Annotated in this window: 10 protein-coding genes; 1 reads left to right on the top strand and 9 read right to left on the bottom strand. The window is 62.5% G+C overall.

The window, feature by feature from the left end; genetic code table 11:
• Window positions 1–168 precede the first annotated feature (168 nt).
• Entirely contained in the window at window positions 169–1,119 is a 951-nt protein-coding gene (locus BN1188_RS12275; RefSeq protein WP_052469259.1) for a hypothetical protein, read from the top strand.
• A gap of 250 nt (window positions 1,120–1,369) precedes the next feature.
• On the opposite strand, the gene BN1188_RS12280 is transcribed toward BN1188_RS12275, so the two are convergent.
• The 9 genes from BN1188_RS12280 to BN1188_RS12320 form a co-directional block, all read right to left on the bottom strand.
• On the bottom strand, window positions 1,370–2,194 hold the full coding sequence (locus BN1188_RS12280) for an MBL fold metallo-hydrolase (RefSeq protein WP_040261760.1): 825 nt from the start codon (window positions 2,192–2,194) through the stop codon (window positions 1,370–1,372).
• A gap of 108 nt (window positions 2,195–2,302) precedes the next feature.
• Entirely contained in the window at window positions 2,303–3,274 is a 972-nt protein-coding gene (locus tag BN1188_RS12285) for a peptide ABC transporter ATP-binding protein (RefSeq protein WP_040261761.1), read from the bottom strand.
• Window positions 3,274–4,242 (bottom strand): ABC transporter ATP-binding protein, encoded by a 969-nt coding sequence (locus BN1188_RS12290; RefSeq protein WP_040261762.1) that lies wholly within the window; start codon window positions 4,240–4,242, stop codon window positions 3,274–3,276. The genes BN1188_RS12285 and BN1188_RS12290 overlap by 1 nt, the downstream gene beginning before the upstream one ends.
• Before the next feature lie 10 nt (window positions 4,243–4,252).
• Window positions 4,253–5,164 (bottom strand): ABC transporter permease subunit, encoded by a 912-nt coding sequence (locus BN1188_RS12295; protein ID WP_040261763.1) that lies wholly within the window; start codon window positions 5,162–5,164, stop codon window positions 4,253–4,255.
• Window positions 5,165–5,174: 10 nt separating this feature from the next.
• Complete coding sequence (locus tag BN1188_RS12300) at window positions 5,175–6,185, bottom strand: ABC transporter permease subunit (protein WP_040261764.1); 1,011 nt, start codon at window positions 6,183–6,185, stop codon at window positions 5,175–5,177.
• Window positions 6,186–6,291: 106 nt separating this feature from the next.
• Window positions 6,292–7,887 (bottom strand): ABC transporter substrate-binding protein, encoded by a 1,596-nt coding sequence (locus BN1188_RS12305; protein ID WP_040261765.1) that lies wholly within the window; start codon window positions 7,885–7,887, stop codon window positions 6,292–6,294.
• A gap of 75 nt (window positions 7,888–7,962) precedes the next feature.
• Window positions 7,963–9,345 (bottom strand): OprD family porin, encoded by a 1,383-nt coding sequence (locus BN1188_RS12310; RefSeq protein WP_040261766.1) that lies wholly within the window; start codon window positions 9,343–9,345, stop codon window positions 7,963–7,965.
• A gap of 334 nt (window positions 9,346–9,679) precedes the next feature.
• Window positions 9,680–11,281 (bottom strand): ABC transporter substrate-binding protein, encoded by a 1,602-nt coding sequence (locus BN1188_RS12315; RefSeq protein WP_040261767.1) that lies wholly within the window; start codon window positions 11,279–11,281, stop codon window positions 9,680–9,682.
• Between the two features lie 267 nt (window positions 11,282–11,548).
• Complete coding sequence (locus tag BN1188_RS12320) at window positions 11,549–12,250, bottom strand: SIMPL domain-containing protein (protein ID WP_040261768.1); 702 nt, start codon at window positions 12,248–12,250, stop codon at window positions 11,549–11,551.
• Window positions 12,251–12,376 lie beyond the last annotated feature (126 nt).

Raw genomic sequence — 12,376 nt, forward strand, 5'->3', positions numbered from 1 at the left:
GCAGAACACCCTGGGATCAAAGGCCTTGCGGGCATTTTGCATGATGATGGCTAACAAGCTCTGTTTTAAGTCATTGATTTTTCTAGGAACACTAATGACAAAGCCCTGGCACGTACGCTGCAATGTTTAAGGCGCCGGACTTATTGTCAACTAAAAAAAGGGCTCAAAATGATCACCACTGCCGAATATTCAACCGCTGCCAACGATGGCCCGAACCGCTCAGGCGTTTCCTGGGCGGCCATCTTTGCAGGTGCCGCTGCGGCGGCAGCCTTGTCGTTGATCCTGATCGTGCTGGGGGCAGGCCTTGGTTTTGCCGCTACCTCGCCTTGGGCCGACGAAGGGGCCAGTGCCAAGACCCTGGGCATTTCCAGCATCTTGTGGCTGTTGATCACTGCCATCCTGGCCTCTGGGCTGGGGGGATACCTGGCGGGCCGGCTGCGCGTGAAGTGGGCCAATCTGCATGGCGATGAGGTCTATTTCCGCGACACCGCCCATGGGTTCCTGGCTTGGGCTGTGGCGACCCTGGTGACCACCGCGTTGGTAATCGGTACTGCGGGCAATGTAGTGACCGCGGGTGCCCAGGCCGGTGCCAGCGTCGCTTCTGGCGCGGCGACCGTGGCGGGCAGTGCGGCGGGCGGCATGGCGGCCAATGGCAATGACCCCATGGGCTATTTCACTGACACCCTGTTCCGGGGCGAAGGCCCGGCGCCTGTCAGCGACGATGCAGTCAACGGCGTTGCCGGTCGTATCTTCTCCAAGGCCATGGCCGGGGATGGCACCTTGAATGCCGATGACCGCGCCTACCTGGCTCAACTGGTCGCCCAACGTACTCGTCTGACCCAACCGGAAGCCGAGGCACGGGTAGATCAGGTGTATGCCCAGCTGCGCAAGGCCGCCGACGATGCCAAGGTCGCTGCCAAACAGGCTGCCGACGCTGCCGCCGAGGCTGCGGCCTGGGCCTCCCTGTGGACCTTTATCGCCCTGCTGTGCGGCGCCTTCTTCGCCAGCCTGGCCGCGCTCTTCGGTGGCCGCCAGCGCGATGCGGCTCGCTACCTGGATGCTCACAACCTGAACGTTCATGGCCATGCCACCCAAACCACCACGGTTCCGGTCCGCTAAGCCAACCTTACCTTTCTGAAAAGGAGATACAACATGCGCTCTCTACTGCTGTGGTTCCTGGGCATTCCGATCCCGATCATCATTCTGATCGCCTTGTTCGTGCACTGAGACCGGCGCACGAGCTGTAACTCAACGCCGTGACCTAGTCACGGCGTTTTTGCGATCAATCAGATATCCCGCCGTAGCAGCCGGCCTTGGCCGCGACCCGGCCTGACACCGCGCCGTGCCCAGTCGCCGCCAAGGCGGGCTGCTACGAGGTATAACGCTCCAGCTCCATCGCGTCATGGCTGCAGAACATTCGAACGTGTTGGTCGGTGGCAACGGAAAGGGCCCGCAAGCGGTTTTGATTATCCACGCGCTGGGCGTGATCAAAATCCATCATTCGTTGGTAGAAACGAAGGCCTGGCGTGCAAAGACGCTCGGGGTTGCCTACCTCGCCCCGGTAGAAATAGGCATCGCCTGCGTGAAGCAGCCACCCTTCGGCGGTACGTACGGCGATGCCGGCATGGCCTGAAGTATGACCAGGCAAGGGAATCAGCAGAATGTCATCGCGGGTGCCCAGTGGCGTGCGCACCGAGCTGAAACCATTCCAGCGCTCTCCCTCGGGCTGATAAAACGCCCAATTACCTACCCGATCCCATTGCTGGCGTCGGAAACGCCGGCTGTCGCGCCAGCCGCTGGCCTGGCGAGCCGCATCCATTTCAGCCTGCAGCACATGCACGGTGGCCTGAGGGAAGTCCTCCAGCCCGCCCGCATGGTCGAAGTCCAGGTGGGTCAATACGATATGACGCACGTCGGTAGGGCTGAAGCCCAGCTGGCGGACCTGCTCCAAGGCGGTATAGCGATGTTCCAGCCGGATATTGTTGAAGTAGCGGAAGAATCCGCTCAGACGCTGGCTGGGGACGTTCACATCCTGGCTACCGAAGCCGGTATCTACCAGCACCAGGCCGTCATTGTCGGTTTCGATCAACAGGCAATGACAGACCAGCCGAGCGGTAAGCCCGCGACTGAAGCCATCGAACAATGCACCGCCCAGGGGGCACATACAGCCGCAATTAAGATGATGGATGCGCATGGAGAAGTCCGTTCGGCAAGTCTGTACAGACGACTGCGCGAAGGACGCCAGCGATCCAGGCCGGCGATCAACGGATGCCCGGCGCCTGGAAGGCGCCGGGCGTTGGTCTTACTTGAGGAACTGCTCGGCGTAGTGGCAAGCCACATGGCGCGTGCCCACCGGGCGGAAGGCGGGGACCTCGGTCACGCAACGCTCGGTGGCGTAAGGGCAACGCTTGTGGAACGGGCAGCCGGACGGCGGGTTCAAGGGATTGGGCAGCTCACCCGCGATCTTGATCCGAGGCTTGTCAGGGTCGGGCTTGATGGTCGGCGTGGCCGACAGCAGCGCCTGGGTATAGGGGTGCAGCGGGTTATGGTAAAGGTCTTCCTTTGGCCCCATTTCTGCCGGCCGGCCCAGGTACATCACCAGCACGTCGTCCGCTACGTGACGTACCACCGCCAGGTTATGGGAAATGAACACATAGGCCGTCTGGTATTGCTGCTGAAGGTCCATGAACAGGTTCAGCACCTGCGCCTGGATGGATACGTCCAGCGCGGAGGTGGGCTCGTCCGCCACCAGCACCTTCGGTTGCAGCATCATTGCCCGGGCCAGGGCAATGCGCTGACGCTGGCCGCCAGAGAACATGTGGGGGTAACGCTGGTAATGTTCAGGGCGCAGGCCCACCTGCTGCATCATCGCCTGCACTTTCTCGCGACGCTCGGCCTTGGTCAGCGTCGTGTTGATCAGCAGGGGCTCGGCCAACTGGTCGCCGATTTTCTGCCGTGGGTTGAGAGAGGCGTAGGGGCTCTGGAACACCATCTGCACGTCCCGGCGCAGTTGCTTGCGCTGCTCCTTGCTAGCGCCCGCCACTTCCTGCCCGGCGATCATCAGGGACCCGGAGCTCGGCTCTTCGATAAGCGTCAGCTGGCGCGCCAGGGTGGACTTGCCACAACCGGACTCGCCCACCACGGCCAGGGTTTTCCCGGCTTCGAGCTCGAAGGACACGCCATTGAGGGCGCGCACGGTGGCGTGCGGCTTGAACATGCCTTGAGCGACTTCATAGTGGCGAGTGAGCTCGCGGGCGGTAAGTACGACGCTCATCACGCCACCTCCTGGTTACGCGGGTAGAAGCAGCGGGCCAGGCTATGGGCCTTAGGGTCCAGGGCCGGACGCTGTTGACGGCAGTTTTCTTGAACGTAGGGGCAGCGCGGCGACAGCAGGCAGCCATGGGGGCGGTCGTAGCGCCCAGGCACGATGCCCGGCAGCGTGGACAGCCGCTCGGCGCCTTCGCTGTGCTCCGGAATGGCCGCCAGCAAGGCCTCGGTGTAGGGGTGCGCCGGCACGTCGAACAGTTGCGGCACCTGGCCCACTTCCACGGCCTGGCCGGCGTACATCACGCACACCCGCTGGGCGGTTTCGGCGACCACGGCCAGGTCATGAGTAATCAGGATCAGCGCCATGTCCTGGTCCTTCTGCAAGGCCAGCAGCAGGTCCATGATCTGCGCCTGGATGGTCACGTCCAGGGCGGTGGTGGGTTCGTCGGCGATCAGCAGCTTGGGCTCGGCGGCGATAGCCATGGCAATGGCCACGCGCTGGCTCATGCCGCCGGACAGCTGGTGCGGGTAGGCATCCAGGCGGCTGGCGGCGGCAGGGATTTCCACCTTCTGCAGCAGCTCCAGGGCACGCGCCCGCGCGGCGCGGCCCGACAGGCCCAGATGCGCGCGCAACACTTCCTCGATCTGGAAGCCTACGGTATAGCTCGGGTTGAGCGCGGTCATCGGGTCCTGGAAGATCATCGCCAGGTCTTTGCCGACCACATGCCGACGCTGGCGCCGGCTCAGCTTGAGCATGTCCTGACCATCGAAGCGCAGGGTGTCGGCGCTGATGATGCCAGGCGCCTCCACCAGGCCCATCAGGGCCATCATGGTGACGGATTTGCCGGAGCCGGACTCCCCGACGATGGCGAGCACTTCCCCGCGATTCACCGAAAGATCGAGGCCGTCCACTACCGGTACCGCGCTGGCGTCGCCGAAGCGCACGCTCAGGTTCTTGATTTCAAGCAATGACATGGGGGCCTCCTCAGATCGCATTCTTGAGTTTCGGGTCCAGCGCGTCGCGCAGGCCGTCGCCCATCAGGTTGATTGCCAGCACGCTGAGCAGGATCGTCAAGCCAGGCAGGCTCACCACCCACCAGGCGCGCTCGATGTAGTCGCGCGCGGAGGCCAGCATGGTGCCCCACTCCGGGGTCGGCGGCTGTACCCCCAGGCCCAGGAAGCCCAGGGCCGCGGCGTCGAGAATGGCCGAGGAAAAGCTCAAGGTGGCCTGCACGATCAGCGGCGCCAGGCAATTGGGCAGCACGGTCACGAACATCAGGCGCGGCAGGCTGGCGCCGGCCAGTTTCGCGGCAGTCACATAGTCGCGGTTCAGCTCGCCCATCACCGCGGCGCGGGTCAGGCGAACATAGGAAGGCAGGGACACTACCGCAATGGCGATCACGGTATTGATCAGCCCGGCGCCGAGGATGGCTACGATGGCTACTGCCAGCAACAGCGAGGGCAAGGCCAGCATGATGTCCATCAGGCGCATGATGGTCGGCCCGAGGATGCGCGGGAAGAAGCCCGCCAGCAGGCCCATGAGGATGCCCGGGATCAGCGACATCAGCACCGAGGACAGGCCGATCAGCAACGACAGGCGCGCGCCGTGGATCAGGCGCGACAGCAGGTCGCGGCCCAGTTCGTCGGTGCCAAGCAGGTACTTGAGCTGGCCGCCCTCGGCCCAGGAGGGTGGGGTCAGCAGGGCATCGCGGAATTGCTCGCTGGGATCGAAAGGCGCGACCCAGGGGGCGAACAGCGCGCAGAACACTACGACGGCCATGAACAGCAGGCCGGCCACGGCGCCCTTGTTGCGGGCGAAGGCTTTCCAGAATTCCTTCAGGGGCGAAGGGTACAGCAGGCTCTGATCGACTGCCGCGGGTTGAGCTTGGGTATTCATCGGCAGGATCTCAGCGCTGGTGACGGATGCGTGGGTTGGCCAGGCCGTAGAGAATGTCTACGACGAAGTTGACCAGGATGATCAGGCAGGCGATCAGCAGGATGCCGTTCTGAACCACGGGATAGTCACGGGCGCCGATGGCCTCGATCAGCCATTTGCCGATGCCCGGCCAGGAGAAGATGGTTTCCGTGAGCACGGCACCGGCCAGCAGGGTACCTACCTGCAGCCCGAACACGGTCAGCACCGGGATCAAGGCGTTGCGCAGGCCATGCACGAACACCACGCGAGCAGGGGAGAGCCCTTTGGCGCGAGCGGTGCGGATGTAGTCCTCGCGTAACACTTCGAGCATCGAGGAGCGGGTCATGCGGGCGATCACCGCCAGCGGGATGGTACCCAGCACGATGGCCGGCAGGATCAGGTGGCGCAGGGCATCCATCCAGGCGCCTTCGTCTTCGCTGAACAGGGTATCGATGAGCATGAAGCCGGTTTTCGGCTCGATGTCGTAGAGCAGATCGATGCGCCCGGACACGGGCGTCCAGCCCAGTTGCACCGAAAAGAACATGATCAGGATCAGGCCCCACCAGAAAATGGGCATGGAATAACCGGCCAGGGAGATGCCCATCACGCCATGGTCGAACAGGGAGCCGCGCCGCAGTGCCGCGATCACCCCGGCCAGCAGGCCCAGCACGCCGGCGAAGATGAGCGCGGCGATGGACAGCTCCAGGGTAGCGGGGAACAGGGTGGTGAATTCGGTCCAGACGCTTTCACGGGTCCTCAGGGATTGGCCCAGGTCACCGTGCGCCAGTTGCGCGATGTAGTTGCCGTACTGCACATACATCGGCTTGTTCAGCCCCAGGCGCTCCATGGCCTGGGCATGCATCTCGGGGTCGACCCGCCGTTCCCCCATCATCACTTCCACCGGATCGCCGGGGATGAGGCGTATCAACGCGAACGTCAGCAGGGTAATGCCGAAGAAGGTGGGAATCAGCAATCCCAATCGGCGGGCAATAAAGCTCAACATTTCAGGGTCATACCTCGTCGGCCAGTACGGCCGAGGCGCAAGGGGGGTGGCCCTTGCGCCTCGGAGCCCTCCGCTGGCCTGGATGAGGCCGCGGCGGGTCGGTTTTTTACTTCACCTGGGTTGTGGCGAAGTTGTTGTTGGTCATCGGGCTGATATGGAAGCCCTCGACAGTCTTGCGCATTGCCACGAACAGCTTGGGGTAGGCCAGGCTGATCCACGGTTGGTCCTTGTGGAAGATTTCCTGGGCTCGCTCATAGAGCGCCGCCCGTTTGGCCGGTTCCGTTTCGGCCCGTGCCTGCGAAAGCAGGCTGTCGAACGCCGGGTTGCACCAGCGCGCGGCGTTTTCGCCACTCTTGGCGGCGTCACAGCTCAGGTTCGGCGTGACGAAGTTGTCCGGGTCGCCGTTGTCGCCGGCCCAGCCATAGAACACCAGGTCGTGCTCGCCGAGCTTGGCGCGCTTGACCAGTTCGCCCCATTCCAGGGTGCGAATGTCTGTGTTCAGGCCCACCTTGGCCAGGTCCGCCTGCAACAGCTGGGCCGCCAGGGCCGGGTTGGGGTTGGTTACCCCACCGCCGTTTCGGATGAACACGGTGAAACGTGTGCCTTCGGGCACGCCGGCTTCCTTGAGCAGGGCCCGGGCCTTCTCCGCATCGTGGGGAAGGTTGGCGATTCTAGAGTTGAAACCAAGCAACGTCGATGGGTAAGGTCCTGTACCCACGGTGGCGTTGCCTTCGCCGAACAGCGTCCTGACCAGGTTGTCCTTGTCCAGGGCCATGGCGATGGCCTGGCGTACCCGCGCGTCATCCAGGTACTTGTGGGTGGTGTTCATGGCCACATAGCTGACGATCAGGGCTTCCAGCTCGTCCACCCGCAGGTTCGGATCGGCCTTGAGCGCCGGGATGTCGTCCGGCTTGGGGTACACCGCCACCTGGCATTCATTGGCGCGCAGCTTCTGCAGGCGAACGTTGCTGTCGGTGGTAATCGCGAATACCAGCGGGTCCGCCGGGGGTTTGCCTTTGTAGTAGTCCGGGTTGGCCTTATACCGGATTTGCGCGTCCTTGTTGTAGCGCACAAGGATGAACGGTCCGGTGCCGATGGGTTTGCTGTTCAGTTCGCCGGTTTTGCCAGCCTTGAGCAACTGGTCGGCGTACTCGGCCGAGTAGATCGACGCGAAGCCCATGGCCAGGTCGCGCAGGAAAGGCCCTTCGGGCCGGGTGAGTTCGAAGGTGACGGTGTAGTCGTCCACCTTCTTCACGGCCTTGAGCAGGTCCTTGAAGCCCATGGCCTCGAAATAGGGGAAGCCCATGGGTGATTTGTCATGCCAGGGATGGGCCGGGTCCAGCTGGCGCTGGAAACTCCACAGCACGTCATCGGCATTGAAGTCCCGGGTGGGCGTGAAGTAATCGGTGGTCTGGAATTTCACCCCTTTGCGCAGGTGGAAGGTGTAGGTCAGCCCGTTTTCGGAAATCTCCCAGCGCTCGGCCAGGCCAGGCTGGGTGTCGGTGCTGCCAGGGGTGAAGTCCACCAGGCGGTTGAAGACGGTTTCCGAAGCGGCGTCCGCGGTGGTGGCCGCGGTGTACTGGGCAATATCGAAGCCCTCCGGGCTGGCCTCGGTACAGACTACCAAGGGTTTGGCGGCGGCCAGCGCGCTCAGGCTGAACAGAGCCGCGCCCAGGGCGACGCGCAAAGTATGGCTTTTCATGGAAGACCTCTGGTTTTCGATGGCAGCGTAGACGGCGCGGGTGAGCCTTGTGAGCCCTCCGCGCCGCGCGTGCTGTTAGAGGATGTTGAACGGAACCGTGGTGACCACACGCAGCTCGTTCAGGCTGCCGTCAGCCTGGTTTTCGCTGGCGCGGTGGGTGGTGTAGGTGGCGCGTATGGTCGTGGCCTTGAGCGGGCCGCTCTGCACCGCATAGGAGGTGCCTACGCCGTATTCGTAGTGGTGTTCGCCGTCCATGTTGACGACATCGGTATAGCCGGTGCTGCGATAGTGGGTGCCGTCGATACCCCAGCCGCGGGCGCTGTAGAGGCTGAACTTCAAACCCGGTACGCCGTACTTGGCCATGTCCAGACCATAGGCGACCTGGAAGGATTTTTCATTGGGGCCGTTGAAGTCCGAAAGCAGCGAGTTGGCCAGGAAGATACCGTTGGTCTCGTGCAGGTAGTCGAAGTATTCGTTGCCGTCCACTTCCTGGTACGCCAGGGTCAGGCTGTGGGCGCCATGGGTGCCGGTGAAGCTCAGGCTGTAGGTGTTGTTGTCGATGTCGCCCAGCTTGCTGGCGCCTTCGTCCTTGGTCTTGTAGTAGTTCAGGCTGGTGGTCAGGGCTACCAGGTCGGCGTCGCCCAGCTCGTGGGTCAAGCCCAGGTAGTACTGGTTCCACAGGTCTTCGGCCTGAGTGGCGTAGAGGCTCGCTTCCAGGCTCTGGAAGGGCTTGTAGACCGCGCCCAGGGTGTTGACGTGGTCGGCGCTGACGCCCCGATTGCCGTATTCGCTGACGAAGCGGGTCAGGCTCTGCTCGGTACGGGGGGATACCCGGTCGAAGGTGCCGGCATCGAGGGTCAGGTTGGTGAACTCGGCGCTGTGTATCGCCACCCCTTCGAAGCTGGAGGGCAGGGCGCGGTTACCGATGGTGGCGACCATGGGGGTATTGAGGTTCTGGCGGCCGGCGGTAAGCACGGTATTGGAATAGCGGGCCTTGAGGTTGCCCAGGCCCAGCTTGCTCCACTGTTCCACGGCATCGCCATCATGGTCGGCCAGGGTCCGGTTGCCGCCGCCGGCGATTCGTCCGCGGCCCTGTTCCAGGGCGATCTCGTTGTAAAGCGCGCCCTCTACCGCGAAGCCGACGGTGCCTTGGGTGAAGCCGGAGGTGTAGTTGAGGATGGTGCCCTGGGTCCAGGTGTCCCGGCTGCTGGTGTGTTCGCGGCTACCGTCACCCTTCTGGAAGGTAAGGCCGCCGCCGCGCTTCCATTTTTCCTTGGCGAAGAAGTTGCGCGTGGTGCCGGACAGGGATTGCCCTTCGATGAAGCCGGTGGCCTCGCTTTGGGCACTGGTACCTTTGACCTCCAGCGGAACGAACGCCTGGCTGGCCGGCTCGGCCACGGCGAAAGTACTGACGCCTGCGATGGCAAGGGCGAGCAAACTCTGTTTTGCGGGTTTCATAAAAATGGTAGCTCCTGACTGCTTGTTGCCGGTTGCCGAGGCCCCGGTAGTTTTTCTATTGATACAGCTGATAAGCCTTGAACACTGCCGAAGTGCTGTGCCGGCATCTTCGGTCAAGCCGTGTCAAAACTTCTTCATCGCTCTTTCTTGTAAGGAAAGAGGCACCCGCCCGGCCAAATCGGACAGGCAGGCACGCGACCGACCATAAAGACGGACGTGTTCGGGATAAACAGGAAGTTTCCGAGGGAGCTGTGAGAAGTTTCTGAAAACTTCGCGCGCCTACGACCCAGGCACCGTCGGCCTCTAGCGGGCCGTGGCGGTGCCTGGAATCAACTCAGTTCTTGATGCCTACTCCGTAGAAGGAGTTGAGACCAAACGGGCTGATCTTGAAATCGTCCACTTTGGCGCTCATGGGCTGGTACACCGTCGAGTGAGCGATGGGGGTCATCGCTACTTGCTGTTTGAGCAGTTGTTGCGCCTGCTTGTACAGTTCGGTGCGTTTGTCTTGATCGACGGTGGCCTTGGCGCCCTTGATCAACTTTTCGTAGTCCTGGTTGCAGAACTTGCCGAAGTTGTTGCCGTTGACCGCGTCACAGCTGAAAAGGGTGCCGAGCCAGTTGTCCGGGTCACCGTTGTCGCCGCTCCAGCCGATCAGCATGGCGTCGGTTTCACCATTCTTGGCGCGCTTGATGTACTCGCCCCATTCGTAGCTGACGATCTTGGCGTTGATGCCGATCTTCTTCCAGTCGCTTTGCAGCAGCTCGGCCATCAGCTTGGCGTTGGGGTTGTACGGACGCTGCACGGGCATGGCCCACAGCTGGATCTCGGTGCCTTCGGGAACGCCGGCTTCCTTGAGCAGAGCCTTGGCCTTTTCCGGGTTGTAGCCGGCATCCTTGATGGTGGTGTCGTAGGACCATTGGGTCGGCGGCATGGCGTTCACCGCCTCCTGGCCCGCGCCCTGGTACACCGCTTCGAGGATATGCTTCTTGTCCACCGCCATGTCCAGCGCCTGGCGGACCTTGAGGTTATCCAGCGGCTTATGGGTCACGTTATAGGAGATGTAGCCCAGGTTGAAGCCGGCCTGGTCAGGCATCTTCAGGTTCTTGTCGCTCTTGAGCGGCTGGATGTCCGCCGGGCGAGGGTAGGCCGTGACCTGGCATTCGTTCTTCTTGAGCTTCTGCGCGCGCACCGAGGCGTCGGTGGTGATGGCGAAGATGAGGTTGTCCAGCTTGACGTCTTCAGGCTTCCAGTAGTCCTTGTTGCCCTTGAAGCGGATCTGGGCGTCTTTCTGGTAGCGACTGAACACGAACGGGCCGGTGCCGATCGGCTGTTGGTTGATCAGCTCGGGCTTGCCTTCCTTGAGCAGCTTGTCGGCGTACTCGGCCGACTGGATGGAGGCGAAGCTCATGGCCAGGTTCTGGATGAAGGCCGCGTCCACTTCCTTGAGAGTGAAGCGAACCGTGGCGTCGTCCAGCTTCTCGACCTTGGTGATGTTCGCGTCCATGCCCATGTCGGTGAAGTACGGGAACTCGGTGGGGTACGCCTTGCGGAACGGCATGTCCTTGTCGAGCATGCGGTTGAAGGTGAAGAGCACGTCGTCCGCGTTGAAGTCACGGGTAGGCTTGAAGTAATCGGTGGTGTGGAACTTCACGCCCGGGCGCAGGTGGAACGTGTAGGTCAAGTTGTCGGGGGACACATCCCAACGGGTGGCCAGGCCAGGCTGGACCTGGGTGCCGCCGCGCTCGAACTGGGTCAAGCGGTTGAAAACGGTCTCGGCGGAAGCGTCGAAATCCGTACCGGTGGTGTATTGGCCTGGGTCGAAGCCAGCCGGGCTCCCTTCCGAGCAAAACACCAGGTTCGAAGCGGCTTGGCTCAGCGGAGTGACGGCGAGCAGACCTGCACCGACCAGGAACGGAATGACTGCGTGTTTGAGCATGGGGGCCTCATTGTTGTGCTTTTTTCGAAAGAGGACGGCCTCGTGAGCCTTCCTGCGGATACTTATGCAGGGCCCATACCGAATGCAATGCCAAAGGGTCAGAAGGTTCCGAAATTGCTGTACGAACGTACTCGAATGTCGCATGGATGTAAATTTCGGGCGAATTAACCATTCAGGCCATCACTTTCCCTAAGGTTTCGCCATTAAGATTGATGGCGGAAAGCCGCCAATGCGCGTTCCTGGTGCGCAATGGCGGCCTTCGGATCATCAGTCTTGCAGTTCGATGGTGCCGTCGGCGCTGACGGTCACCTCGGTGGTACCGGCTTCCACATCCGCCGTCACCGCTTCAGCCCGTGCCGCTTTCATCATCATGGGGGCACGCAGGTAAGGTTGCGGAACCGAGTTGCTGTTGAGGGTCAGGTTGACGACCTTGTAGCCCTTGGCTCCCATTGCCTGGCGGGCAATGTCCGCGCGTGCCTTGAAGGCGGCGATGGCATCCTTGATCAAGGCATCCTCGCTCTGCTGGCGAGTGGCCGTGGCGATGCTGAAGTCCATGCCCCCGAGCTTCAGACTCTGCTGAAGCTCGCCGGTAAGGCGGGCGAGGGCGGCGAAGTCCTGGCTTTCCAGGCGCAACTCGCCGCGCTCTCGCCAGCCGGTGATGCCCTGGCCTTTTTCGTCGTAGACCGGGCTGCTGTTGCGGCTGCCTTGACGTACGCTCACGCCTTTGGCCTGGCGTGCCTTGGCCAGGGCCTCGTTCAGGCTTGCGGTCACCGTTTCGGCCAGGCGGGCCGGGTCCTTGTCCTCGGCTTCGCTATACAGCGTCACGCTCATCAGGTCGCGGGCCACCTCACGGCTCGCCTCGGCGTGGAGGGACACCTGGTTGTAGCGCGGTGTGGCGTCGGCCAGTGCGCCAGCGCTGAGCAGGGCAGTAGTGCTGAAGAGTGCGCAAAGGCCAAGGGTGCGTATCATGATTTACTCCTTTATCAAGGTTGCGAGTAGGACCGGCTGCCAGGAGTCACGGTTCCAGCGCAGCAGGCGGCCCTCTCGCTGTGGTGCTTTGCCGCAGCGCTGCCAGGGCGCCGGGGAGGTCGTTAT

Origin of the sequence: Pseudomonas massiliensis (assembly GCF_000826105.1) — a bacterium.
In the GTDB taxonomy this organism is placed as follows: domain Bacteria; phylum Pseudomonadota; class Gammaproteobacteria; order Pseudomonadales; family Pseudomonadaceae; genus Aquipseudomonas; species Aquipseudomonas massiliensis.